At 73.4% G+C, this 23698-nt stretch carries 22 protein-coding genes; 12 read left to right on the top strand and 10 right to left on the bottom strand.

All coding sequences use genetic code 11. The annotated features are described in order from the left end of the window. Positions 1-67: 67 nt before the first annotated feature. From AC1VWI_RS10285 to AC1VWI_RS10265, 5 genes are read right to left on the bottom strand one after another with little or no spacing between them, the layout of a single operon-like run. Entirely contained in the window at positions 68-922 is an 855-nt protein-coding gene (locus AC1VWI_RS10285) for an amidohydrolase family protein (RefSeq protein ID WP_499510662.1), read from the bottom strand. Continuing rightward, positions 919-1230, bottom strand: coding sequence for an L-rhamnose mutarotase (locus tag AC1VWI_RS10280; protein ID WP_499510661.1), 312 nt, complete (start codon positions 1228-1230; stop codon positions 919-921). The genes AC1VWI_RS10285 and AC1VWI_RS10280 overlap by 4 nt, the downstream gene beginning before the upstream one ends. Further along, complete coding sequence (locus AC1VWI_RS10275; protein WP_499510660.1) at positions 1227-2219, bottom strand: aldo/keto reductase; 993 nt, start codon at positions 2217-2219, stop codon at positions 1227-1229. The genes AC1VWI_RS10280 and AC1VWI_RS10275 overlap by 4 nt, the downstream gene beginning before the upstream one ends. Before the next feature lie 14 nt (positions 2220-2233). Beyond that, positions 2234-3001 carry an SDR family NAD(P)-dependent oxidoreductase gene (locus AC1VWI_RS10270; RefSeq protein WP_499510659.1) on the bottom strand — a complete coding sequence of 256 codons (768 nt, stop codon included), beginning with the start codon at positions 2999-3001 and terminating at the stop codon, positions 2234-2236. Next, on the bottom strand, positions 2998-4338 hold the full coding sequence (locus tag AC1VWI_RS10265; protein WP_499510658.1) for an enolase C-terminal domain-like protein: 1341 nt from the start codon (positions 4336-4338) through the stop codon (positions 2998-3000). Before AC1VWI_RS10265 ends, AC1VWI_RS10270 begins: the two co-directional genes overlap by 4 nt. A 232-nt stretch (positions 4339-4570) precedes the next feature. Between AC1VWI_RS10265 and AC1VWI_RS10260 the strand changes: the two genes are divergently transcribed. The 3 genes from AC1VWI_RS10260 to AC1VWI_RS10250 are packed head-to-tail and all read left to right on the top strand — an operon-like array spanning position 4571 to position 8278. Then, the gene (locus AC1VWI_RS10260) at positions 4571-5623 is read left to right on the top strand and encodes a sugar ABC transporter substrate-binding protein (RefSeq protein ID WP_499510657.1); all 1053 of its coding nucleotides are present in this window, start codon (positions 4571-4573) and stop codon (positions 5621-5623) included. Between the two features lie 34 nt (positions 5624-5657). Next, on the top strand, positions 5658-7229 hold the full coding sequence (locus AC1VWI_RS10255; protein ID WP_499510656.1) for a sugar ABC transporter ATP-binding protein: 1572 nt from the start codon (positions 5658-5660) through the stop codon (positions 7227-7229). 2 nt (positions 7230-7231) lie between these two features. Then, a complete protein-coding gene (locus AC1VWI_RS10250; RefSeq protein ID WP_499510655.1) occupies positions 7232-8278 on the top strand; it encodes an ABC transporter permease in 1047 nt (348 codons plus the stop codon). A gap of 25 nt (positions 8279-8303) precedes the next feature. Here the strand turns inward: AC1VWI_RS10250 and AC1VWI_RS10245 are convergent, their stop codons facing one another. Next, on the bottom strand, positions 8304-8738 hold the full coding sequence (locus tag AC1VWI_RS10245) for a nucleoside deaminase (RefSeq protein WP_499510654.1): 435 nt from the start codon (positions 8736-8738) through the stop codon (positions 8304-8306). 2 nt (positions 8739-8740) lie between these two features. Further along, positions 8741-9586 (bottom strand): TIGR03619 family F420-dependent LLM class oxidoreductase, encoded by an 846-nt coding sequence (locus tag AC1VWI_RS10240; protein ID WP_499510653.1) that lies wholly within the window; start codon positions 9584-9586, stop codon positions 8741-8743. Between the two features lie 93 nt (positions 9587-9679). Here AC1VWI_RS10240 and AC1VWI_RS10235 point away from each other — a divergent pair, with 93 nt between their 5' ends. Then, positions 9680-10141 (top strand): Lrp/AsnC family transcriptional regulator, encoded by a 462-nt coding sequence (locus tag AC1VWI_RS10235; protein ID WP_499510652.1) that lies wholly within the window; start codon positions 9680-9682, stop codon positions 10139-10141. A gap of 2 nt (positions 10142-10143) precedes the next feature. Beyond that, positions 10144-10521 carry a nuclear transport factor 2 family protein gene (locus AC1VWI_RS10230; protein WP_499510651.1) on the top strand — a complete coding sequence of 126 codons (378 nt, stop codon included), beginning with the start codon at positions 10144-10146 and terminating at the stop codon, positions 10519-10521. A gap of 31 nt (positions 10522-10552) precedes the next feature. On the opposite strand, the gene AC1VWI_RS10225 is transcribed toward AC1VWI_RS10230, so the two are convergent. Next, a complete protein-coding gene (locus tag AC1VWI_RS10225; RefSeq protein WP_499510650.1) occupies positions 10553-12610 on the bottom strand; it encodes a phosphocholine-specific phospholipase C in 2058 nt (685 codons plus the stop codon). Between the two features lie 196 nt (positions 12611-12806). On the opposite strand from AC1VWI_RS10225, the gene AC1VWI_RS10220 reads away from it, so the two are divergent. The 4 genes from AC1VWI_RS10220 to meaB all read left to right on the top strand — a co-directional run bounded on the left by AC1VWI_RS10220 (position 12807) and on the right by meaB (position 18768). Continuing rightward, on the top strand, positions 12807-13589 hold the full coding sequence (locus AC1VWI_RS10220; protein WP_499510649.1) for a potassium channel family protein: 783 nt from the start codon (positions 12807-12809) through the stop codon (positions 13587-13589). 97 nt (positions 13590-13686) lie between these two features. Continuing rightward, a complete protein-coding gene (gene mutA / locus AC1VWI_RS10215) occupies positions 13687-15579 on the top strand; it encodes a methylmalonyl-CoA mutase small subunit (RefSeq protein ID WP_499510648.1) in 1893 nt (630 codons plus the stop codon). After that, the gene (gene scpA / locus AC1VWI_RS10210; RefSeq protein WP_499510647.1) at positions 15579-17780 is read left to right on the top strand and encodes a methylmalonyl-CoA mutase; all 2202 of its coding nucleotides are present in this window, start codon (positions 15579-15581) and stop codon (positions 17778-17780) included. Before mutA ends, scpA begins: the two co-directional genes overlap by 1 nt. A gap of 4 nt (positions 17781-17784) precedes the next feature. Continuing rightward, the gene (meaB, locus tag AC1VWI_RS10205) at positions 17785-18768 is read left to right on the top strand and encodes a methylmalonyl Co-A mutase-associated GTPase MeaB (protein ID WP_499510646.1); all 984 of its coding nucleotides are present in this window, start codon (positions 17785-17787) and stop codon (positions 18766-18768) included. A gap of 18 nt (positions 18769-18786) precedes the next feature. On the opposite strand, the gene AC1VWI_RS10200 is transcribed toward meaB, so the two are convergent. Continuing rightward, positions 18787-19074: a hypothetical protein gene (locus AC1VWI_RS10200; protein WP_499510645.1), complete on the bottom strand. Its 288-nt coding sequence runs from the start codon at positions 19072-19074 to the stop codon at positions 18787-18789. Between the two features lie 179 nt (positions 19075-19253). Between AC1VWI_RS10200 and AC1VWI_RS10195 the strand changes: the two genes are divergently transcribed. Next, positions 19254-19709, top strand: a complete 456-nt coding sequence (locus tag AC1VWI_RS10195) for a PH domain-containing protein (RefSeq protein WP_499510644.1) — start codon at positions 19254-19256, stop codon at positions 19707-19709. A 358-nt stretch (positions 19710-20067) separates the two neighbouring features. On the opposite strand, the gene AC1VWI_RS10190 is transcribed toward AC1VWI_RS10195, so the two are convergent. After that, complete coding sequence (locus tag AC1VWI_RS10190; protein ID WP_499510643.1) at positions 20068-20877, bottom strand: DUF6597 domain-containing transcriptional factor; 810 nt, start codon at positions 20875-20877, stop codon at positions 20068-20070. Positions 20878-20952: 75 nt separating this feature from the next. On the opposite strand from AC1VWI_RS10190, the gene AC1VWI_RS10185 reads away from it, so the two are divergent. Next, positions 20953-21537, top strand: a complete 585-nt coding sequence (locus AC1VWI_RS10185; RefSeq protein WP_499510642.1) for a TIGR03086 family metal-binding protein — start codon at positions 20953-20955, stop codon at positions 21535-21537. 115 nt (positions 21538-21652) lie between these two features. After that, positions 21653-23674, top strand: a complete 2022-nt coding sequence (locus AC1VWI_RS10180) for an FAD-dependent oxidoreductase (RefSeq protein ID WP_499510641.1) — start codon at positions 21653-21655, stop codon at positions 23672-23674. Positions 23675-23698 lie beyond the last annotated feature (24 nt).

Below are 23698 nucleotides of genomic sequence, written 5' to 3'. Positions count from 1 at the left end.
CCCTCGTGCTGCCAGGGGTGGGAGTCTAGTCACCCGCACCCCGCCCGGGGCCGGTCCGCGCGGGGGATCAGAGGCCGTAGACGCGCCGGGCCGTTCCGGAGAAGACCTCCTGCCGCTCGCCGTCGTCCAGCGCGTCGGTGAGGGCGTGGGCGGCGTCGACCACCTCGGCGTACGAGGCGGCGAGCCGGCACACCGGCCAGTCGGAGCCGAACATCAGGCGGCCGGGCCCGAAGGCGTCGAGCACGGTGGCGGCGTAGGGCGCGAGGTCCGCCGTGCTCCAGGTGTCCCAGTCGGCCTCGGTGACCATGCCGGACAGCTTGCACACGGTGTTGGGCCGTGCGGCCAGCGACCGCAGGTCGTCGCTCCAGGGCCGCGTCCCGCCCTCGGAGATGGGCGGCTTGCCCAGGTGGTCGAGGACGAACACCAGCTCGGGCACGAGGCCGGCGGCGCGGGTCGCCGCGGGGAGCTGGCGGGCGAGCACCACCAGGTCGTAGACGAGCCCCGCGTCTGCCACCGCGCGCAGCCCGCGCAGCACGTCGGGACGGAGCAGCCACTCGGGGTCGGCTTCGCCCTGCACCTGGTGGCGGATCCCCACCAGGTGCTCGCCGCCCGGCAGTTCGCGCAGGGCCGCGAGCCGGTCCGCGACCGCGGGGTCCGTCAGGTCGGTCCAGCCGACCACCCCGGCGACCAGGTCGCTGCCCGCGGCCAGCGCCAGGAACTCCGGGGTCTCCGCGGCCACCGTGACGGTCTGGACGAGGACGGTCGCGGTGACCCCGGCGGCTTTCGCCTCCGGCTCCAGGTCGGCGAGGGAGAAGTCGCGGCGCAGCGGTGCCAGCTGCTCCCCGGTGATCCAGTCCTGGTCGCGCACCGACAGGTCCCACAGGTGGTGGTGCGCGTCGACGATGCCTTCCACCGCGGTCACAGCTGCCACACCACCGGCAGCGGCGCCCCGGCGCCCTCGGCGGAGTAGTCGTGGGCGACCTCCAGCAGCTCCGCCATCCGCGCCTGCCAGGCGATGTTGACGGGCAGCCGCTCCAGCGCGGCGAGCATCGCCGGGTAGTCGTCGACGTCCAGCAGGTGGAACAGGTCGCCGCCGCTGCGCCAGATCGTCCACTCGCGCACGCCCGCGCCGCGGATGGCGGCGGTCAGCTCGGCGGGCACCTCGCGGTGCGCCGCCTCGTACGCGGCGATCCGGTCCGCTCGCACCTTCGTGTGCAGGGCGACCCTCATGACACCTCCTCGTCCGGTACGGGTACGTCCGCGCGGAGCAGGCCCTCGGCGCGCAGGTCGGCCCACATCGGGGCCGGGAGCGGCAGCCGCAGCATCGCCGCGGTGTCCCGCGCCTCGTCGGCGGAGCGCAGCCCCACCAGCGTGCTCGCGACGGCGGGATGGGCCGCGGGGAAGCGCAGCGCGGCCGCGCGCAGCGGCACGCCGTGCCGGCCGGTCACCGACCGCAGGCGGCGGGCGCGGGCGAGCACGGGCTCCGGCGCGGGGGCGTAGTCGTACGTGGCGTTCTCGCCCGGGTCGATCAGCAGGCCCGAGTTGAAGGCGCCGCCCACGATCACGCTCGCGCCGCGGGCCGCCGCCAGCGGCAGCACCTCGGCCAGGCCCTCCTGCTCCAGCAGCGTGTAGCGGCCGGCCATCAGCACCACGTCGACGTCGGTGTCCCGCAGGAAGCGGGCGAGCATGGCGGTCTGGTTCATGCCCGCGCCGATCGCGCCGACCACGCCCTGCGCGCGCAGTTCCTCCAGCGCCGGGTACGCCTGGCCGAAGGCCTCCTCGGCGTGGTCGTCGGGGTCGTGGAGGTACACCACGTCGACGCGGTCCAGGCCGAGGCGCTCCAGACTCGCCTCGATGCCGCGCCGTACGCCGTCGGCGCTGAAGTCCCAGACCCGGTGCAGCCCGGCGGGCACGGCGAAGCCGTTCGCCAGGTCGTCCCCGCCCGGTCCGCCGGGCTCCAGCAGCCGCCCGACCTTGGTCGAGACGGTGTACTCGGACCGCGGCCGGTCGCGCAGGGCGGCGCCGAGCCGGCGTTCGGACAGGCCGAGCCCGTAGTGGGGCGCGGTGTCGAAGTAGCGGACGCCTGCGTCCCAGGCGGCGTCCACGGCCGCGCGGGCGGCGTCGTCGGCGACCGGGGTGAAGAGGTTGCCGATCGGGGCGGCGCCGAAGCCCACCTCGGTGACGGCGACTTCGCTGCGGCCCAGGGTGGTGGTGCGCATCGCGGTCCGGGCCCTCACTTCCCGGCCGGGCGCAGCCGCAGCCCGGCCATGCCGCCGTCCACGGCGAGCGCGGTGCCGGTGACGGAGGCCGCGGCGGGGCTCGCCAGGTAGACGATGGCGGCGGCGACCTCGTCGGCGGTCACCAGACGGCCCATCGGCTGCCGGGCGTCGAGGGCGGCGCGTTCCGCCTCGGGGTCGTCTGCGGCGTCCAGCAGCCGGGCCACCCACGGGGTGTCGGCGGTGCCGGGGTTGACGCAGTTGACCCGGATGCCCTCGCGGACGTGGTCGGCGGCCATCGCCAGGGTCAGCGAGAGCACGGCGCCCTTGCTGGCGCTGTACAGCGCGCGCTGCGGCAGCCCGGCGGTGGCGGCGATGGAGCAGGTGTTGACGATCGCGGGACGGGCCGAGCGCCGCAGGTGCGGGAGCGCGGCGCGGGTGGTGCGCACCATCCCGAGCACATTGACGTCGAGCACCCGGTGCCACTGCTCGTCGGGGTTGTCCTCGACGGTGCCCGCCGCCCCGATGCCCGCGTTGTTGACGAGGACGTCGAGGCCGCCGAGGGCTTCCGCCGCGGCGTCCACGGCGGCGCGCGTGGAGGCGTCGTCGCTGACGTCGGCCTTGAAGCCCGTCAGCTGCACCGGCAGTCCGTCCGGCGCCAGGTCCAGTACGGCGACGCGGGCGCCGCGCGCGGCCAGCAGCCGTGCGGTCGCCAGTCCGATCCCGGAGGCGCCGCCCGTCACCAGGGCCCCGAGGCCCTCCAGGTCGCGCAACTCCTCGCTCATGCCGTCCCACCTTCCTGCCGTGCCCGGTCCGCCACCCAGAACGTACCGTCGGGGTAGCGGTACGCGTCGATCGATTCCGGCCTCATCTGCGCGGAGAAGCCGGGTGCCACCGGAGCGGTGTAGTGGCCGCGGCGCATGACGACCGGCGTCGTGAAGTGCTCGTGGAGGTGGTCCACGTACTCGATGGAGCGGTCCTCGGTCGTGCCGGACAGTGCCACGAAGTCGAACATCGACAGGTGCTGCACCAGCTCGCACAGTCCGACGCCGCCGGCGTGCGGGCACACCGGGACGCCGAAGGCGGCGGCCAGCAGCAGGATGGCCAGGTTCTCGTTGACCCCGCCGACCCGCGCCGCGTCGATCTGCAGCACGTCGATCGCGCCGGCCTGCAGCAGCTGCTTGAACACGATCCGGTTCTGCACGTGCTCACCGGTGGCGACCCGGACCGGCGCGACCGCCTTGCGGATCGCGGCGTGGCCGAGGACGTCGTCGGGGGAGGTGGGTTCCTCGATCCAGTACGGGTCGAACTCGCCCAGCGCGGTGACCCATGCCACGGCCTCGGCGACGCCCCACCGCTGGTTGGCGTCGATCGCGATGCGCACGTCCGGGCCCACGGCGGCGCGGGCCGTGCGCATGCGCCGTACGTCGTCGCCCAGGTCGGCGCCGACCTTCAGCTTGATCTGGGTGAAGCCGTCGGCCACGGCCTGCTCGGCGAGGCGGGTCAGCTTCTCGTCGGAGTAGCCGAGCCAGCCGGGCGAGGTGGTGTAGCCGGGGTAGCCGTGCTCCAGCAGTTCGGCGGTGCGCGCGGCGGCGCCCTTCCGGCCCGCGCGCAGCAGTTCCAGCGCACGCTCGGGGGTGAGGGCGTCGGCGATGTAGCGGAAGTCGACCTGGGAGACGAGCCATTCGGGCTCGGCCTCGGCCAGCAGCCGCCACAACGGAAGGCCCCGGCGCTTGGCGGCCAGGTCCCACACGGCGTTGACGACGGCTCCGATCGCCATGTGCATCACGCCCTTCTCGGGCCCCAGCCAGCGCAGTTGGCTGTCGCCGGTCAGGTCGCGGGCCACGGAGCCGGGGTCGGCGCACAGCTCCTCGACCGGCCGGCCGACGAGATGGGGGCGGAGTGCCTCGATCGCCGCGACCTGGACGTCGTTGCCCCGGCCGATGGTGAAGACGAAGCCGTGTCCTTCGTGGCCGTCGTCGGCATCGGTCCGCAGTACCACGTACGCGGCGGAGTAGTCGGGGTCCGGATTCATCGCGTCCGAACCGTCGAGCTCCCGTGAGGTGGGGAAGCGGATGTCGTGGGTGTCGATCGCGGTGATGCGGGCGGAGGTTGCGGACAAGTGGCTGCCTTTCACGCTCGGCCTGGCCAAGACATCGGAGGTCTCGCGCCACGGTGACTCTAGGCCCCCGGGACGGGGCTGGCAATCCATTCCTCGGATGTCTCGTCCCTCGAACTCCATTCGATCGTGTCCGTATAAGGGGTTGTCAGGGTCGCGGGACGGACTTACCTTCCTGTCGTCCGGGATACCTCGGATGAATCGCCCCGGCTTACCCGGACAGGGAGAACACGGCATGAAGCCCGCCCGCACGCGCTCCACCGCCGCGATCGCCGCGGCCGTTCTCGTCACGGCCGCGCTCGCCACCGCTTGCAACCGCGGCAGCACCGGCACCGCCGCCGGCTCCGGCGACGACAAGCCCGCCATCGGCATCGACCTGCCGCGCTCGGACTCCGACTTCTGGAACTCCTACGCGCAGTACGTCGAGAAGGGCATCGAGGACGACGGCCTGAACGCGCTGCCGCGGAGCAACTCGCAGAACGACATCACCAAGCTCGTCGCCAACGTCCAGGTCTTCCAGAACACCGGGGCCAAGGCCGTCGTCATGGCGCCACAGGACACCGGCGCCATCGCCTCCACCCTCGACACCCTGGCCGGCAAGAAGATCCCCGTGGTCAGCGTGGACACCCGCCCCGACAAGGGCGACGTCTACATGGTCGTCCGCGCCGACAACAAGGCGTACGGCACCAAGGCCTGCGAGTTCCTGGGCGAGCAACTGGGCGGCAAGGGCAAGGTCGCCGAGTTCCAGGGCGCCCTGGACTCCATCAACGGCCGCGACCGCTCCGAGGCGTTCGCGGCGTGCATGAAGGAGAAGTTCCCCGGCATCACGGTCTTCGAGCTGCCCACCGACTGGAAGGGCGACGTCGCCTCCGCCAAGCTGCAGAGCCTGCTCGCCCAGCACCCCGACCTGAACGGCATCTACATGCAGGCGGGCGGTGTCTTCCTGCAGCCGACGCTGGCCCTGCTCAAGCAGAAGGGCCTGCTCAAGCCGGCCGGGCAGAAGGGCCACATCAGCATCGTCTCCAACGACGGCATCCCGCAGGAGCTGGACGCCATCCGCAAGGGCGAGATCGACGCCACCGTCTCCCAGCCCGCCGACCTCTACGCCAAGTACGCGCTGTACTACGCCAAGGCCGCCGCGGAGGGGAAGACCTTCAAGGCCGGCCCCACCGACCACGACTCGACGATCATCAGCATCCCCAACGGCCTGGAGGACCAGCTCCCCGCGCCGCTGGTGACCAAGGAGAACGTCGACGACAAGGCCCTGTGGGGCAACAACATCGGCTGACCGTCCGTCCGCACCCGAAGAACGGAAGACCACCATGGCGGACCCCGCCACCGCGCCGCCGGCCGTGGCCGAGGCGACCGGGATCAGCAAGCGGTTCGGCGCCACCGTGGCGCTGCGCGACGCGGGCATCTCGGTCGCCCCGGGCGAGTCGCACGCCCTCGTGGGCCGCAACGGCGCCGGCAAGTCCACCCTCGTCGGCATCCTCACCGGCCTCCAGCAGCCCGACGACGGCACCCTGCGCTTCTCGGGCGAACCGGCGCCCTCCTTCGGCGACACCGACGCCTGGCGCTCCCGGGTCGCCTGCGTCTACCAGCGCTCCACCGTCATCGGCGACCTCTCCGTCGCCGAGAACCTCTTCCTCAACCGGCAGAGCCCCGGCGCGCTGCGCCCCATCCGGTGGACGGCACTGCGCCGCCGGGCGGCCGAACTGCTCGGCGAGTACGGGGTCGACATCGACCCCGCCGCACGCGCCCGCGACCTCACCGTCGAGCAGCGGCAGTTCGTCGAGATCGCACGCGCCCTGTCCTTCGGCGCCCGCTTCATCATCCTCGACGAGCCCACCGCCCGGCTCGACGCCCGCGGCATCACCCGGCTCTTCGACAAGCTCCGCGACCTGCAACGGCAGGGCGTGGCCTTCCTCTTCATCTCGCACCACCTGCAGGAGGTCTACGACCTCTGCACCACCGTCACCGTCTACCGGGACGCCCGCCACATCGTCACCGCCCCGGTGGCCGAACTGGACCACGACGCCCTGGTCGAGGCGATGACCGGGGAGAGCGCCGCCGCGCCCGCGGCCGGTGCCCCGGCGGGCGGCCGGGCGGCGGCCACCGGCGGCGCGCCGCTGCTGGACGTGACCGGCCTGACCCTGCGCGGCGCCTACGCGGACGTCCGCCTGGAGGTCCGCGCCGGCGAGGTCGTCGGCCTCGCCGGGGCCACCGCCAGCGGCAACGTCCGGCTGGGGGAAACCCTCGCCGGGCTGCACCGCGCCGACGCCGGGCGGATCACCGTCGCGGGCCGGGAGGTGCGCGGCTCCGGCGTCCCCGCCGCCCTGGCCGCAGGGGTGGGCCTGGTCCCCGAGGACCGCCACCACCAGGGCCTGGTCGGCACTCGCAGCGTGGCCGAGAACGCCACCCTCACGGTCACCGACCAGCTCGGGCCGTTCGGCACCGTACTGCCCTCACGGACCCGCGAGTTCGCCGAGCGCATGATCAAGGACCTGGACATCAGGACGCCGGGCGCGGCGACCTCCGTCTCCGCGCTCTCCGGCGGCAACCAGCAGAAGGTCGTGGTCGCCCGCGCCCTGGCCACCGACCCCCATGTGCTGGTCGCGGTACGGCCCACCAACGGGGTGGACGTGCGGTCCAAGGAGTTCCTGCTGGGCAGGATCCGCAAGGTCGCCGACGACGGGCGGGCCGCGCTGGTCGTCTCCGACGAGCTGGACGACCTCAGGGCGTGCGACCGGATCGTGGCGATGTTCCACGGCCGGGTGATCGCGGAGTTCGGCCGGGGCTGGCGTGACGAGGAACTGGTCGCCGCCATGGAGGGCGTGGCCGCCCGTCCCGCGCAGGAGCGGGACACCGAGCAGGGAGAGGAAGAGGAAGGGTAGCCATGTCCACCACCACTGACGTCACCGAGCCGCCGGTGCCCACCGCCGAGGCGGCCGCGGCCGGGACGCCGCGCCGCGTACCGGGCGGGCTCGCCCGCTTCCGCGAACTGTCCCTCGTCCCCGCCATCCTGGTGCTGGGCGTCATCGGCTTCATCGTCTCGCCGGCGTTCCTCACCTCCGACAACCTCATCGGCGTCGCCCAGCAGTCCACCGAGCTCAGCCTGCTCGTGCTGGCCCAGGCGCTGATCCTCATCGCGGGCCGGATGGACCTGTCGCTGGAGTCCACGATCGGCGTCGCGCCGGTCATCGCCGTCTGGCTCGTCCTGCCCTCCGCGGGCGGCCGCTTCAACGGACTGGAACTGCTGCCGGTCTGGACGGCGATACCGGTGTGCCTGCTGGTGGGCGCGGTCATCGGTGCCGTCAACGGCTTCTTCATCCTCAAGCTGCGGCTGAACGGCTTCATCGTCACCCTCGGCGCGCTCACCATGCTGCGCGGGCTGCAGATCGCCATCTCCGAGGGCCGTTCCATCGTGGAGCTCCCCGGTTCCTTCACCTACCTCGGCCACGCCTCCTGGGCCGGGGTGCCCGCCGCGATCTGGGTCTGCGCCCTGCTCTTCGCGGTCGGCGGCTGCGCGCTCGCGTGGCTGCGGCACGGCCGGGCGCTGTACGCGATCGGCGGCAACCCCGAGGCCGCGCGCACCGCGGGCATCCGGGTGGACCGGATCACCTGGGTGGTGCTCATCGTGGGCGGCGTGCTCGCGGCCTTCGCGGGCGTGCTCTACAGCGGGCACTACGGCTCGATCTCCGCGGACCAGGGCAGCGGCTGGATCTTCCAGGTCTTCGCCGCGACCGTCATCGGCGGGGTCAGCCTCAACGGCGGCCGCGGCACGCTCTTCGGGGCGCTGACCGGTGTCCTCACCCTGCAGCTCGTCGTCAACGTGATGACCCTGGCGGGAGTGCCCCCGCTGTGGAACCAGTTCCTCAACGGGGCCATCATCATCGTCGCCCTGATCATCTCCCGCTTCGCCTCGGGCGAGAAGCAGGAGTGAGGACGCGGGGCCGGGGCCGGAGGGATCAGTAGTAGCCCTCGACCGGGACGCGGGCCTCGTCGTACAGGGCCGGGCCGTCCTGCGGCACGTGCGGGAAACCGGCCTTGGCGGCGGGCGACTTGAGCCCGGTGAGCTGGTCGGTGGACAGGGCGTAGACGACCCGGCCCAGGCCCGAACGCTCGATGGCGCCCGCGCACATCCCGCAGGGCTGGCAGCTGGTGTACAGGGTGGTGGCGGCCGCGGTGGCCGGATCGAGCTCCCGGGCCGCCCACCGCGCCAGCTTCAGCTCGGGGTGGGCGGTGATGTCGTCGTCGCTCAGGCTGCTGTTGCGGTCCTCGGCGAGCACGGCGCCGTCCGGCCCCGCCAGCAGCGAGCCGAAGGGCGGGTTGCCGGACGCACGGGCCTCCGCGGCCAGTTCGACCGCCCGGCGCAGCAGCCGGGTCGTCATCTCGTCGGTCATCGTCACTCCGTTCGTGAGCGGTGGGCGGCGACGGCCGCGAGCGCCTGCCACGCCGTCTGCGGGCGCAGGATCTCGTGGGGGTCGCCGTTGAAGGGGTCCAGGACGACGGTGTCCGCGCCGAGCGCCCGCAGTCCGTCGAGGTCGGCGGTGATCTGGTCGAGGGTGCCCTCGCCGGCGAGCCGGTCCGGCCCGGTCACCGGTTCCGGCGTGAGCCGCAGCGCGATGCGCGGCGCGAGGGCGGGTACGGGCCGCCCCCGCTCGCGTGCCTGGGAGGCGAGGTCGCCGACGGCCTCGCGCAGCCAGGTCAGGGTGAACCGCAGCGGATGCCACGCGTCGCCGACGCGGACCGCCCGCCGGCGTCCCGCCGCGCTGTTGCCGCCGATCCAGAGCGGCACGGGGCCGCCGGCGTAGTCCGCCTCGTCCTTCCAGGCCTCGCGCAGTGCCGCCAGGTACTCGTCCGTCAGCGCGCCGCGCCGCTCGTAGGGGACGCCGAGCGCCGCGAACTCCTGCCGCGCCCAGCCGACGCCCACGCCGAGCACCAGCCGTCCGCCGCTGAGCGCGTTGAGGTTCGCGGCCATCCGGGCGGTCAGCAGCGGATGCCGGTGCGGCAGGATCAGCACCGTCGTCCCCAGCCCGATCCTGTCGGTGACGCCCGCGAGCCAGGACAAGGTGGTGAAGGGCTCGTAGAAGGGCGCCGGGTACTGCTCCGCCACGTCCGGCGTCACCACGACGTGGTCGGAGACCATCAGCAGGTCGAAGCCGAGGCCCTCCACCGTCCGCGCCCAGTCGCGCAGCACGCCGGGATCGGTTCCGGGCCCGAAATTGGGGACGTTCACACCGATTCGCACTCCGTCAGGCTATCCAGCCGGAGGTCCCGCCCGGAAGGCATTCCTCGCGGTGTGGGCGACGCCCGGCCGTGGATCCGCCGGTATCTTCGCCGTATGGCCGAGAATCTCGACGCGACCGACTGGGCGATCCTCACCGAGCTGCAGCGCGACGGGCGGGTCCCCCTCACCGAACTGGCCCGCCGGGTGAGCCTCAGCGCCTCCGCGACCACCGAGCGCGTCCGCCGGCTGGAGACCCTGGGCGTCATCACGGGCTACCGCGCGGAGGTCGACCTCGGCAAGGCCGGCTACCCGGTCCTCGCGGTCGTCCGCCTGAAGTACCCCGGCAGCCGGCACGAGCCCCTGCACCGGCTGCTCGCGGAGCGTGCGGAGATCCTGGAGTGCCTGCGCACCACCGGGGAGGAGTGCTACGTGCTGAAGGTCGCCGCCGCGTCCATGGGCCACCTGGAGGAAGTCATGGACGAGCTGGCGCAGTTCGGGAGCGCGACGACCAGTGTGGTCTACCGGCAGACCCTGCCGTACCGGGGTCCCGGCGGCGCTCCTTCCGGCATGCTGTGAGCGTGGAGTCTGCGAAGGTCGTCGAAGAGCTGTGGCAGCGGATCCAGGCGCGCGACTGGGCCGGTGCCGGTGAACTGATCGCCGAGGACGCCGTGGTGGAGTGGCCCGTGAGCGGCGAGCGCATCGTCGGCAGGGCCAACTTCCTCGCCGTCAACAGCGAGTACCCGGGGGGCTGGTCGATCCGCGTCCTGCGGGTCGTGGGCGACGGCGACCAGGCCGTCTCGGAGGTCGAGGTGCCGCACGTGGACCTCGGGCTCTTCCACGCGGCGTCGTTCTGGACCGTCCGCGACGGGCGGATCGCCGCCGGACGCGAGTACTGGACGAGCCCGGGCACCGACCCCCGCCCGGAGTGGCGCGCCCGCTACGTCGAGCCGATGTAGCGGGCGCGCGCCCTCGTACCGGGCGGGACGGTCAGCCGCCGATCGCCGGGTCGCTGGTGCTCTCCCGGCCCGTCTCGACGTGGCCGGCCAGCCGGCGCCCGAAGGTGGCGTCGTGGTCGGAGGTCACCGACAGGTCGTACCAGCCGTGGCTGCGGTGCGTCTCGGCCACGTGCACGACACGGGCGCCCGGACGCAGCCGGTGGGACGCCGGCTTGTGCTCGCCGTAGCCGTCCCTGACCGTGAGCGTGACCGTCGAGTGGCCGTGGTTGGTCAGGACCAGGCGCACGGCGCCGCTCCCGCCGTCGTGGCGGGCGCTGACCTCGGCACCCGCCGCCGCGGCCCGGCCGGCGAACCGGCGCAGGAAGCCGTTGGGGCCGTGCACGGTGAGGTCGTAGTCGCCGTGGGCGCCCGCGGCGACGTTCCAGGCGCCGGTGAGCGAGTGCCCCGGCCCGACGGTGTACGTCCACGGACCGGAGGCGTCCGTGGTGGAGGTGACCAGGAAACCGGCGCCGGCCTCGCCGTGGGAGGCGAACTCGATCCGCAGCGAGCCCGCGGCGCTGACCCCGCCGTCCGCGGCGAGGTCGTACGGGACGGGCCGCGCGGGGCGCAGACCGCGCTCCTGACGGGGCAGCGAACCCTTCGCGGGAGGGACCGGGGAGTAGTCGGGGTGGCGGTCGCCGTCCGGCGGGAGGTAGCCGTCGGTGCCGGGCAGCCGCGGGGTGCGGCTGTCCTTGTGCCGGAAGTCGAAGGCCGTCGTCAGATCGCCGCAGACGGCGCGGCGCCAGGGGGAGATGTTGGGCTCGGTCACGCCGAAGCGGCGCTCCATGAACCGGATGATGGAGGTGTGGTCGAAGGTCTGCGAGCAGACGTAGCCGCCCTTGCTCCAGGGCGAGACGACGAACATCGGGACGCGCTGACCCAGCCCGTACGGACCCGCCGGGCGCCCGCTGTCGCCGGCGTACACGTCGCGGGTGACGTCGACGGTGGACCCGCCCTGCGCGGACGAGCCGGCCGGGAACGGCGGCACGACGTGGTCGAAGAACCCGTCGTTCTCGTCGTAGGTGATGAACAGCGCGGTCCTGCTCCACACCTCCGGGTCGGAGGTGAGCGCGTCGAGGACCTGCGAGATGTACCAGGCGCCGTAGTTGGCGGGCCAGTTGGGGTGCTCGGTGAAGGCCTCGGGGGCCACGACCCAGGAGACCTCCGGCAGCTTCCCGGCCTTGACGTCGGCGCGCAGGAGGTCGAAGAAGCCCTCGCCCTTGCGGGCGTCGGTGCCGGTGCGGGCCTTGTCGTACAGCGGGTCGCCGGGCTTGGCGTTGCGGTACTGGTTGAAGTACAGCAGCGAGTTGTCGCCGTAGTTGCCGCGGTAGGCGTCCTCGATCCAGCCCCAGCCGCCCGCGGCGTCCAGGCCGTCGCCGACGTCCTGGTAGATCTTCCAGGAGACCCCGGCCTTCTCCAGCCGCTCGGGATAGGTCGTCCAGGAGTAGCCCAGTTCGTCGTTGCCGAGGACCGGGCCGCCGCCCTTGCCGTCGTTGCCGGTGTGGCCCGTCCACATGTAGTAGCGGTTGGGGTCGGTGGAGCCCATGAAGGAGCAGTGGTAGGCGTCGCAGATGGTGAAGGCGTCGGCGAGCGCGTGGTGGAACGGGATGTCCTCGCGGGTCAGGTGCGCCATCGTCGTGGCGGACTTGGCCGGGATCCACTGGTCGTACCGGCCCTTGTTGAAGGCGGCCTGGGTGTCCTTCCACCCGTGCGGCAGGTCCTCAAGGAAGGCCAGACCGAGGTCGTCGGCGTCCGGGTGGAAGGGCAGCACCTCCTTAGTGCCGTCCGACTGGTGCCAGACCGGCTTGCCGCTCGGCAGCGTCACGGGGTGCGGGTCCCCGAACCCCCTGACACCGCGCAAGGTGCCGAGGTAGTGGTCGAAGGAGCGGTTCTCCTGCATCAGGACCACGATGTGCTCGACGTCCTTGAGGGAACCGGTGTTCCTGTGCGCGGGTATCTCCGCCGCACGGGCGATGCTGGTGGACAGCGCGGTCAGGGCGGCCGTACCGCCCGCCAGTTGCATGAACCTTCTGCGGTCAAGGGCGTTCATGAAGGGCCTGTCTCCCGGAAGATGCGATGGGCCGTCGGATGTGCGGAGCCGTCAGCTTCCTCAACTTGTCCGAACAAGTGGGGGCCAGTACACGAACCGTTCGGGAAACCTGCCCCAACCGGGCCACGGTCGGCGGCGCCGTGACCTGGCCTGCCGTGCCGCTGGGGCGTGCGGGCAGAGCGTGCACACTGAGCCCATGAACCGTCTCGAACGCTGGGAGCTGCAGACCAGGGCGCCGCTGCTCGCCCTGGCCGTGGTGTTCGGCGCCGCCTACGCCCTGCCGATCCTGGTGCCGGCCGCCGACCCCGCGCTCATGACCACCGCGCACTGGACGGAGCGCACGGTCTGGGCCCTGTTCGCCGCCGACTACGCGGTCCGGCTGGGTCTGAGCGAGCGCCGCTGGGAGTTCGTCAAGCGCCAGCCGCTCAGCCTGGCGGTGGTCGTCCTCCCGCTGCTCCAGCCGCTGCGCCTGCTGCGGCTGGTCTCCGCGCTCTTCCTGGTCGGCCAGCGGGTGCGGATGGCGGCGCAGGTGCGCCTGACGACGTACGTCGTCGGTGCCGTGCTCGGGCTGCTGGCGTTCGGGTCGGTCGCCGTCCTCGAGGTCGAGCGCAACTCCCCGCACGGCAACATCCGCACCATCGGCGACGCCCTGTGGTGGTCCTTCACCACGATGACGACCGTGGGCTACGGGGACCACGCCCCCACCACCGGCGTCGGCCGGCTGATCGCCGTCGGGCTGATGCTCTCGGGCATCGCCCTGCTCGGTGTGGTCACCGCCAACATCGCCGCCTGGTTCCTGGCCCGCTTCCAGGAGGACGAGGAGGAGAACCGGCGCGTCCAGGAAGTCACCGAGGAACTGCTGCGGGAGGTCCGTGAGCTGCGCCGCCAGGTGGCCGACCTCACGCAGGCCACGGCCGCCGCCCGGGCCGGGGCGTCGGAGCGCGTCCCGAGCAGCGCAGTCGAACAGGGCGTCGAATAGAGCATCGCGTCCGAACGGATCAAGGGCGCACGGGAATGGGCTAGGTCACAGGTGTGCCCCCTGCTGCTCACCTGCTCACGGGCACTAACCTCTGAGCATGACGGTCCTGCCTGATGACGGGCTTTCTCTGGCCGCCGAATTCCCGGATGCGACCCACGAGCAGTGGCGGCGCCTCGTAGAGGGCGTCCTGCGCAAGGCGGGCAAGGACGTCTCGGGTCAGGCGGCGGAGGACGCGCTGTCCACCACCCTCGAAGACGGGCTGACCACGCGCCCGCTGTACACCGCGCCCGACGCGCCCGACGCCTTCGGCGACCGCGTCGGCCTCCCCGGCTTCGCACCCTTCACCCGGGGCGGCGCCCCGGCGGGCGGCGTCCTCGGCGGCTGGGACGTGCGCCAGCGCCACGCGCGGCCCGACGCGGCCCGCGCGAACGAGGCGGTGCTCGCCGACCTTGAGAACGGCGTCACATCCCTCTGGCTCGTGCTCGGCGACGCCGGGCTCCCGGTGTCCGCGCTCGGCGCGGCCCTGGACGGCGTCTACCTCGACCTCGCCCCGGTCGTGCTCGACGCGGGCGCGGACTTCGAGGCCGCCGGGCAGGCGCTGCTCGCGCTGTACGACGAACGCGGCGTGGCCCGTCGGGCCGCGCGCGGCAACCTGGGCGCCGACCCCCTCGGCCACGTCGCCCGCACCGGTGACGCCGACGCGCTCGCCGCGCACACCGCCGCCGCCGCGGGGCTGGCACGCCGGGCCCACGAGCAGTACCCGGGGCTGCGCGCGCTGACCGTGGACGCCCTGCCGTACCACGAGGCGGGCGGCTCGGCCGCCGAGGAACTCGGCGCCTCCCTGGCCACCGGCGTGGCCTACCTGCGGGCGCTCACCGAGGCCGGACTGCCGGTCGACGCGGCCTGCGGTCAGCTGGAGTTCCGCTACGCCGCCACCGCCGACCAGTTCCTGACGATCGCCAAGCTGCGCGCCGCGCGCCGGCTGTGGGCCCGCGTCGCGCAGGTGTGCGGCGCGACCGCGGCGGCGGGGCAGCGCCAGCACGTCGTCACCTCGCCGGTGATGATGACCCGCCGTGACCCGTGGGTGAACATGCTGCGCACCACCGTCGCCACGCTGGGCGCCGGTGTCGGCGGCGCGGACTCGGTCACGGTGCTGCCGTTCGACCACGCGCTGGGCCTGCCCGACGCCTTCGCGCGCCGCATCGCCCGCAACACCTCCACGATCCTCCTGGAGGAGTCCCACCTGGCCCGGGTCGTCGACCCCGCCGGCGGCTCCTGGTACGTGGAGCGCCTCACCGACGAGCTCGCCGGGGCCGCCTGGGCCTGGTTCCAGGAGCTGGAGCGCTCCGGCGGACAGGCCGCGGCCCTCGCCTCCGGCCTGGTCGCCGACCGCCTGGCCGCGACCTGGGCCGAGCGCGCCCGGGCGCTGGCGAAGCGCCGCGAACCGATCACCGGCGTCAGCGAGTTCCCGTTGCTGTCCGAGGCACCCGTCGAGCGCGACCCGGCCCCGGCCGCGCCCTCCGGAGGGCTGCCGAAGGTCCGCCGCGACGAGGCCTACGAGAACCTGCGCGCCCGCTCGGACGCCCACCTGGCCGCGACCGGGTCCCGCCCGAAGGTCTTCCTGGCCGCCCTCGGTCCCGCCGCCGCGCACACCGGCCGCGTCACCTTCGCCGCCAACCTCTTCCAGGCCGGCGGCGTCGAGCCCGTCCACGACCCGGTGACGGTCGACGCCGCGACCGCGGCCGAGGCCTTCGCCCGCAGCGGTGCGCAGATCGCGTGCCTGTGCTCCAGCGACGCGCTGTACCAGGAGCGTGCCGCGGACGTCGCCGCGGCGCTGAAGGCCGCGGGCGCCGGCCGGGTGTTCCTGGCCGGGCGTCCGGGCGAGCACGAACAGGCCTACACGGCGGCCGGCGTCGACGGCTTCGTCTTCGCGGGCGGCGACGCGGTCGCCGTCCTGACCTCCGTTCTCGACCGGATGGGAGTGGCGTGATGCGGATCCCGGACTTCTCGGAGATCGAGCTGGGACCGGGCGCCGGGAACGGCGCCACCGAGGAGCAGTGGCGCGCCGCGGTCAAGGAGACCACCGGCCGCGGCGCCGAGGACCTGGTGTGGGAGACGCCCGAGGGCATCGGCGTCCAGCCGCTCTACACCGGTCGCGACCTGGAGGGCCTGGACTTCCTGGGCACCTACCCGGGCATCGCGCCCTACCTGCGCGGCCCGTACCCGACGATGTACGTCAACCAGCCCTGGACGATCCGGCAGTACGCGGGCTTCTCCACCGCCGAGGAATCCAACGCCTTCTACCGGCGCAACCTCGCCGCCGGCCAGAAGGGCCTGTCGGTCGCCTTCGACCTGCCGACCCACCGCGGCTACGACAGCGACCACCCGCGCGTCACCGGCGACGTCGGCATGGCGGGCGTCGCCATCGACTCGATCTACGACATGCGGCAGCTCTTCGACGGCATCCCGCTGGACCGGATGACCGTGTCGATGACGATGAACGGCGCCGTGCTGCCGGTGCTGGCGCTCTACATCGTGGCCGCGGAGGAGCAGGGCGTACCGCCCGAGAAGCTGGCGGGGACCATCCAGAACGACATCCTCAAGGAGTTCATGGTCCGCAACACCTACATCTACCCGCCGAAGCCCTCGATGCGGATCATCTCCGACATCTTCGCGTACACCTCGCAGAAGATGCCGCGCTACAACTCGATCTCCATCTCCGGCTACCACATCCAGGAGGCCGGGGCCACGGCCGACCTGGAGCTCGCCTACACCCTCGCCGACGGCGTGGAGTACCTGCGCGCCGGGCTCGGCGCGGGCCTGGACGTCGACGCCTTCGCGCCGCGGCTGTCGTTCTTCTGGGCGATCGGCATGAACTTCTTCATGGAGGTCGCCAAGCTGCGCGCGGCCCGTCTGCTGTGGGCCAAGCTGGTCAGGCAGTTCGAGCCGGCGAACGTGAAGTCACTCTCGCTGCGCACCCATTCGCAGACCTCCGGCTGGTCGCTGACGGCGCAGGACGTCTTCAACAACGTCACGCGCACCTGCGTGGAGGCGATGGCCGCCACCCAGGGCCACACCCAGTCGCTGCACACCAACGCCCTCGACGAGGCGCTGGCGCTGCCCACGGACTTCTCCGCGCGCATCGCCCGCAACACCCAGCTGCTGCTGCAGCAGGAGTCGGGCACCAACCGGGTCATCGACCCCTGGGGCGGCTCCGCGTACGTGGAGAAGCTGACGTACGACCTGGCGCGGCGCGCGTGGCAGCACATCCAGGAGGTCGAGGCCGCCGGCGGCATGGCGCAGGCGATCGACGCGGGCATCCCCAAGATGCGCGTCGAGGAGGCCGCGGCCCGTACCCAGGCGCGCATCGACTCCGGCCGGCAGCCCGTCATCGGCGTGAACAAGTACCGGGTGGACAGCGACGAGAAGATCGAGGTCCTCAAGGTCGACAACTCCTCCGTGCGCGCCCAGCAGATCGCCAAGCTGCGCCGGCTGCGCGAGGAGCGCGACGAGACCGCCTGCCAGGACGCGCTCGCCGCGCTGACCACCGCCGCCGAGCGCGGCGCGGGTCGGGGCCTGGAGGGCAACCTGCTGGCGCTCGCGGTGGACGCGGCCCGCGCCAAGGCCACCGTGGGCGAGATCTCCGACGCCCTGGAGAAGGTGTACGGCCGGCACGCCGGGCAGATCCGTACGATCTCCGGTGTGTACCGGAACGAGGCAGGGGAGTCGCCGTCCGTGGACCGTACCCGCGCGCTGGTCGACCGCTTCGAGGAGGCGGAGGGCCGCCGTCCGCGCATCCTCGTCGCCAAGATGGGCCAGGACGGTCACGACCGTGGGCAGAAGGTGATCGCCACCGCCTTCGCCGACCTGGGCTTCACGGTGGACGTCGGGCCGCTCTTCCAGACCCCCGCCGAGGTCGCCCGGCAGGCGGTGGAGGCCGACGTGCACATCGTCGGTGTCTCCTCGCTCGCCGCCGGCCACCTCACGCTGGTGCCCGCGCTGCGCGAGGAACTGGCGGCCGAGGGCCGGGAGGACATCATGATCGTGGTCGGCGGCGTCATCCCGCCGCAGGACGTCCCCGAACTGCTCGGCATGGGCGCGGCCGCGGTCTTCCCGCCCGGCACCGTCATCCCCGACTCGGCGTACGACCTGGTCACGCGGCTGGCCGCCGCGCTCGGCCACGAACTGTGAGCCCATGCCTCCCACCATCGACCTGGACGCATACGTCAAAGGCGTGCTGGACGGCTCCCGGGCCTGGATCGCGCGCGCCATCACCCTGGTGGAGTCGTCGCGGCCCGATCACCGGGAGCTCGCCCAGCGGCTCCTGACCGAGCTGCTGCCGCACGCGGGCAAGGCCCGCAGGATCGGCGTCAGCGGGGTGCCGGGGGTGGGCAAGTCCACCTTCATCGACGCCTTCGGCACCCTGCTCACCGGGCTCGGCCACCGGGTCGCGGTGCTCGCCGTCGACCCCTCGTCCACGCTGACCGGCGGCTCCATCCTGGGCGACAAGACCCGCATGGAGCGGCTGTCGGTGGACCGTTCGGCCTTCGTGCGGCCCTCGCCCTCGGCCGGGACGCTCGGCGGCGTGGCCAAGGCGACCCGGGAGTCCATGGTCGTGGTGGAGGCGGCCGGCTACGACGTCGTGCTCGTGGAGACCGTGGGCGTCGGCCAGTCCGAGACCGCGGTCGCGAGCATGGTCGACACCTTCCTGCTGCTCACGCTGGCCCGTACCGGCGACCAGCTCCAGGGCATCAAGAAGGGCGTGCTCGAACTCGCCGACGTCATCACCGTCAACAAGGCCGACGGCCCGCACGAGCGCGACGCCCGCGCCGCCGCACGCGAACTGTCCGGCGCCCTGCGGATGATGACCCCGGTGGACGCCGCCTGGACCCCGCCGGTGCTGACCTGCAGCGCCCGCGAGGGCACCGGTCTCGACACCCTCTGGGAGCGGCTGGAGCAGCACCGCACGCTGCTGGAGTCCACGGGCCGGCTGGCCGCCAAACGGCGCGACCAGCAGATGGAGTGGGCCTGGAGCATGGTCCGCGAGGAACTGCTGGGCCGCCTGCGCGGTCACCCCGAGGTGCGCAGGCTGACCCCGGAGATCGAACGGCAGGTCCGTGAGGGCACGCTGACGCCCACCCTGGCCGCCGCGCGCATCCTCGACGCCTTCTCGGGCTGAGCCCGCGGACCCTTGGGCTCAGGCCGCCCGGGCCTGGTCCCGGGGCACGGCGCACCGCCCCGCCGACCACAGTGCCCCGGGCATGTTGCAGTCCGGGCCGACCTGGTGGCGGTCGGCGTAGGCGAACAGCCGCCGCGCCTCCTCCATGTGGCCCGGGCACGCGAACGAGCCGTGTCCGGGGAGCCATTGGATGTGCCACCGTGCGGGCTCCCCGCACGGCTGCGTCGCGCCGGTCGCGACGCGGCCGCACGGCGTCATGCCGTCGACGGGGATCGGGGTGAGCCGGGGCGTGATGGGACCGGTCATGGGGCAGGCCTCCTCTGCCGCGTGACGCGACGTGACCTGTGTGCGTGTGGGGGGATGAGCCGCTTGTGCGCACTCGATGTCGGTATGCCCCGTCGTGGCCGCCTCCGACGCATGTGCGAGGGTCAGGAGTTGGTAACCCTGCCGCCCCGGGAGGCCTGGGAGGCGGCCACAATGCGGGGATGGACGACCAGGGTGGGGCTCCGGTGGCGGTGTGGCGGGTGGGCGGGGCGGCTCGTGCGGCGGGCTTCCTGCTCCCGGCGGTCCTGGGCGTGAAGGCGCTCGTCGGCTGGGCCGGCTGGATCTCCTCCCCGGCAGCGGCGACGGCCCGGTCGGCCGGGCTGTCGTCGGGATTCGCCGTCGGCGCGGCGTTGTTCTTCTGGTGGTTCGTCCACAGGGTCCGGCTCGAGGTCGGCCCGGCCGGGATCGTGGCCGTCAATCCGTGGGGCACCCATCGCCTGGGGCTGGACGAGGTGGCTTCGGTGCGGCTCGGTGCCTGGGGTGCGGAGTTCCATCACGGGGACGGCTTCAAGAGCACGGCGTACGCGCTCAGCGAGCTGGCTGCGGGCACGTCGCAGGTCCGGCGCTTCGCCGAGCTGCGGGCCGTTCTGGAAGCGCGCCCCGGACCCGGGGACTGACCGGGCGGGCCCGTCGCGAGGCCGCTGCGCGGGTGCCCGCAGGAGCGCCGGCCTGGTCCGGTGGCCGTTGCGCCGTCCGGTGTGCCAGGAGCCCCGGGGTGGGGCCGGGCCGCTCGTGCGACGCCCGCGGGGCGCCGGGCACTGGTGGCGGCGGGCGCCGGACAGCTGCGCTGTGGTCCCGTGGGGAGCTGTGCCGTCGGGCTGGTCTCGGGCCCCGGGGCGGGTTGAGCTGGTGGTGCCGCGCCAGCGAGGCCGCTGCGCGGCGGTGGTGGCCCTTCGTGGAGGGGGACGCCTGGCCCGGCTGGGCCCGCGGGTGGAATCGGGCCGGGTCGGCCGTGCGACGCCCGCGGGGCGCCGGTCAGCTCGCGTAGGCGGTCGGCGGCACTCCCACGGTCGCGGTGAAGTCCCGCACCAGATGGGCCTGGTCGCTGTAGCCGAGCTCCGCGGCCAGGGCGGGCCAGTCGACGGACGCCTCGGACTCGGCGCGCTCCAGGGCCTCGTGGATGCGGTAGCGGAGGATGACCCACTTCGGGCTCACGCCGACGTACGCCGCGAACAGCCGCTGCAGCGAGCGGGCCGACATGCCCTCGGCGCGGGCGAAGTCCTCGACCCGCAGGATGGACCGGTCGTTCCGGATGCGGTCGGCCAGCGCCGTCGCGAGGGCCGCCTGCGGGTCGGGGGCGGGGGAGAGGGACAGCAGGAAGGCGTCGAGGGCGGCCACGCGGGCGTCCTCGTCCTGCGGGCCGAGCACCGCGCCCGGTACGGCCTCGTGACCGGGCAGCGCCTCGTCCAGGAGGACGCGCCGGCCCGTCCAGTGCGACACCGGCACCGTGGGCGCGAACGGCCGGAAGCCGCCGGGCCGGAACTGGATGCCGCAGACGCGTCCGGCGGCCTCCAGCTTCTGCGTGAACAGCTCGAGCCCGATGCCCGCGACCTCGCCGAAGTCGGGGGTGGTGCCGTGGCGCTGGAAGACGATGTTGACCGAGGGGTGCGGCACGACGTGCGAGGCGTACGGCTCGGCGAGGTCCCAGTCGATCAGCCAGTAGTGCTCCAGGTACGGCCGCAGTGCGGGCGCGGGCGCCCGGCGCCGGAAGCGGACGCGGGCGAAGAGCTCCGGGGCGTCGACGATGCCCCGGGTGTCGCGGCGCGGGCTGTCCGGACCTGCCATACCGGCGATCCTACGGCGCGCCCCTGTCGCGTTTCTTCAAGCCGCCGGGGCCCGCCCCGCCCTAGCGTCGGCCCCATGACGACGAAGACCGGTGAACTGCTCGCCGCGGCCCGCGACCGGGCCCTGCCCCTGGTGCGTGCGCTGCCCGACGAGGCCCTGGACGCGCCCACGCCGTGCGCCGAGTACGACGTGCGGAGCCTGCTCAACCACCTCTTCCACGTGGTCGTGGGCTTCCAGGCCCTCGCGGCCCGGGGGGAGGCCGACTTCTCGCTCACCCCTGACCGTCTCTCCGAGTACGGCGACGGCTGGCGGGCGCGCTTCGAGAAGGAGACGGAGTTGCTGGTCGAGGCCTGGGCGGCGCCGGGCGCCGACGAGGGCGTGGCCGGGTCGATGAACCTGCCGGCGCGCACCGTCGGTGCCATGGCCCTGCTCGACCTGACGGTGCACCCCTGGGACCTCGCCCGTGCCACCGGGCTGCCGTTCACACCGCACGAGGAGGGGCTGCGGGCGCTGGAGGAACTGGTGGCCGCGATGGGGCCGACCGCCCGGCAGATGGGGGTCTTCGGTGAGCCGGCGCCGGTGCCCGCCGGGGCCTGCGCCTTCGAGGCGCTGCTGGCCGGGACGGGCCGCGATCCGCACTGGAGCCGCCCGGCGGTGTAGCCCCGCGCCGTGCGGAGTAGCGCGGAACACTTTTGCAACTGGTTGCATAATCGCCTCCGGGTGGTCTACAAAAGTCGCGAAGACACCGCGCGCCGCCGCCCGAGGAGACCCCGCGATGAGCCCGTACCCGCACCTGCTGAGCCCGCTCGACCTCGGCTTCACCACCCTGCCGAACCGGGTGCTCATGGGCTCGATGCACATCGGTCTTGAGGAGGCCGAGCGCGGCTTCGAGCGGATGGCCGCGTTCTACGCCGCCCGGGCCCGCGGCGGTGTCGGCCTCATCGTGACCGGTGGCATCGCCCCCAACGACCGGGGCCGCCCCTACCCTGGCGGTGCCAGGATGACCACCGAGGCCGAGGCCGCGCAGCACGCCGTCGTCACCGACGCCGTGCACCGCGCGGGCGGCCGCATCGCGATGCAGATCCTGCACTTCGGCCGGTACGCGTACCACCCCGACCTGGTCGCCCCGAGCGCGCTGCAGGCACCGATCAGCCCCTACGTCCCGCACGCCCTCACCGACGAGGAGGTCGAGGAGACCGTCGAGGACTTCGTGCGGGCGGCCGCCCTCGCGCAGCGGGCGGGGTACGACGGCGTCGAGATCATGGGCTCCGAGGGCTACCTGATCAACGAGTTCATCGCCGCCGCCACCAACCACCGCGACGACCGCTGGGGCGGCTCCTACGGGAACCGGACCCGCTTCCCGCTGGAGATCGTCCGCCGCACCCGCGAGCGGGTCGGACCCGACTTCATCATCGTCTACCGGCTGTCCATGCTGGACCTGGTGCCCGGCGGGTCCACCCTGGAGGAGGTCGTCTCCCTCGCCAAGGAGATCGAGGCGGCCGGCGCGACGATCATCAACACGGGCATCGGCTGGCACGAGGCGCGCATCCCCACCATCGCCACCTCCGTCCCGCGCGGCGCGTACACCTGGGTGACGAAGAAGCTGATGGGCGCGGTCTCGGTGCCGCTGGTCACCAGCAACCGCATCAACACCCCCGAGGTGGCGGAGCGGTTGCTCGCCGAGGGCGCCGCCGACATGGTGTCGATGGCCCGCCCGATGCTCGCCGACCCGGACTTCGTCGCGAAGGCCCGCGAGGACCGCGCGGACGCCATCAACACGTGCATCGGCTGCAACCAGGCCTGCCTGGACCACACCTTCAGCGGCAAGCTCACCTCCTGCCTGGTCAACCCCCGGGCCTGCCACGAGACCGAGCTCGTCCTCCTCCCCACCCGCCTGCGCAAGAACGTCGCCGTCGTCGGCGCCGGGCCCGCCGGGCTCGCCTGCGCCGTCGCGGCGGCCGAACGCGGCCACGCCGTCACCCTCTTCGACGCCGCCGACCGGATCGGCGGACAGCTGAACATCGCCCGCAAGGTGCCGGGCAAAGAGGAGTTCGACGAGACGCTGCGGTACTTCCGCACCCGGCTCGCCGAGGAGGACGTGCAGCTGCGCCTGGGAACCCACGTCACGGCGGAGTCCCTGGCGGACCAGGGCTTCGACGAGATCGTCCTGGCCACCGGCGTCACCCCGCGCACCCCGCAGATCCCCGGCGTCGACCACCCGAGCGTGCTGAGCTACCTCGACGTGCTGCGCGACGGCGCCCCGGTCGGCGAGCGGGTCGCCGTCGTCGGCGCGGGCGGCATCGGCTTCGACGTCGCCGAGTTCCTCACCGACGGCGGCGAGGGCGCGAGCCGGGACCCGGAGACGTACTTCCGCCAGTGGGGGGTCGACACCGACTACCGCGCGCCCGGCGGGCTGCGGGCGCCCGAGCGGCCGCGGCCACCGCGCACCGTGCACCTGCTGCAGCGCAAGACCACCAAGGTCGGCGCGGGGCTGGGCAAGACCACCGGCTGGATCCACCGCACCGAGCTCAAGCACCGCGGCGTCACCATGGTCGCGGGCGCCGTCTACGAGCGCATCGACGACGAGGGCCTGCACATCACCGTGGACGGCGAGCGGCGGACCGTGCCGGTCGACACCGTCGTCCTGTGCGCCGGTCAGGAGCCGCGCCGCGACCTGTACGAGGCGCTGCGCGCGGCCGGGCACTCCGTGCACCTCATCGGCGGCGCCGACGTCGCGGCCGAGCTGGACGCCAAGCGCGCCATCCGCCAGGGCACCGAAGTGGCCGCGGCGCTGTGACCCCGGCCCGTCCGTAGGATGCGG

The organism is Streptomyces sp. TOM-9 (assembly GCF_056858595.1).
This window is presented reverse-complemented; position numbering and strand designations above follow the sequence as displayed.

Coding starts and splice junctions, on each gene's coding strand:
- AC1VWI_RS10280 (WP_499510661.1), bottom strand. CDS start 1,230: ATGAGGGTCGCCCTGCACACGAAGGTGCGAGCGGACCGGATCGCCGCG.
- AC1VWI_RS10275 (WP_499510660.1), bottom strand. CDS start 2,219: ATGCGCACCACCACCCTGGGCCGCAGCGAAGTCGCCGTCACCGAGGTG.
- AC1VWI_RS10270 (WP_499510659.1), bottom strand. CDS start 3,001: ATGAGCGAGGAGTTGCGCGACCTGGAGGGCCTCGGGGCCCTGGTGACG.
- AC1VWI_RS10260 (WP_499510657.1), top strand. CDS start 4,571: ATGAAGCCCGCCCGCACGCGCTCCACCGCCGCGATCGCCGCGGCCGTT.
- AC1VWI_RS10255 (WP_499510656.1), top strand. CDS start 5,658: ATGGCGGACCCCGCCACCGCGCCGCCGGCCGTGGCCGAGGCGACCGGG.
- AC1VWI_RS10250 (WP_499510655.1), top strand. CDS start 7,232: ATGTCCACCACCACTGACGTCACCGAGCCGCCGGTGCCCACCGCCGAG.
- AC1VWI_RS10245 (WP_499510654.1), bottom strand. CDS start 8,738: ATGACCGACGAGATGACGACCCGGCTGCTGCGCCGGGCGGTCGAACTG.
- AC1VWI_RS10235 (WP_499510652.1), top strand. CDS start 9,680: ATGGCCGAGAATCTCGACGCGACCGACTGGGCGATCCTCACCGAGCTG.
- AC1VWI_RS10225 (WP_499510650.1), bottom strand. CDS start 12,610: ATGAACGCCCTTGACCGCAGAAGGTTCATGCAACTGGCGGGCGGTACG.
- AC1VWI_RS10220 (WP_499510649.1), top strand. CDS start 12,807: ATGAACCGTCTCGAACGCTGGGAGCTGCAGACCAGGGCGCCGCTGCTC.
- mutA (WP_499510648.1), top strand. CDS start 13,687: ATGACGGTCCTGCCTGATGACGGGCTTTCTCTGGCCGCCGAATTCCCG.
- scpA (WP_499510647.1), top strand. CDS start 15,579: ATGCGGATCCCGGACTTCTCGGAGATCGAGCTGGGACCGGGCGCCGGG.
- meaB (WP_499510646.1), top strand. CDS start 17,785: ATGCCTCCCACCATCGACCTGGACGCATACGTCAAAGGCGTGCTGGAC.
- AC1VWI_RS10200 (WP_499510645.1), bottom strand. CDS start 19,074: ATGACCGGTCCCATCACGCCCCGGCTCACCCCGATCCCCGTCGACGGC.
- AC1VWI_RS10195 (WP_499510644.1), top strand. CDS start 19,254: ATGGACGACCAGGGTGGGGCTCCGGTGGCGGTGTGGCGGGTGGGCGGG.
- AC1VWI_RS10190 (WP_499510643.1), bottom strand. CDS start 20,877: ATGGCAGGTCCGGACAGCCCGCGCCGCGACACCCGGGGCATCGTCGAC.
- AC1VWI_RS10185 (WP_499510642.1), top strand. CDS start 20,953: ATGACGACGAAGACCGGTGAACTGCTCGCCGCGGCCCGCGACCGGGCC.
- AC1VWI_RS10180 (WP_499510641.1), top strand. CDS start 21,653: ATGAGCCCGTACCCGCACCTGCTGAGCCCGCTCGACCTCGGCTTCACC.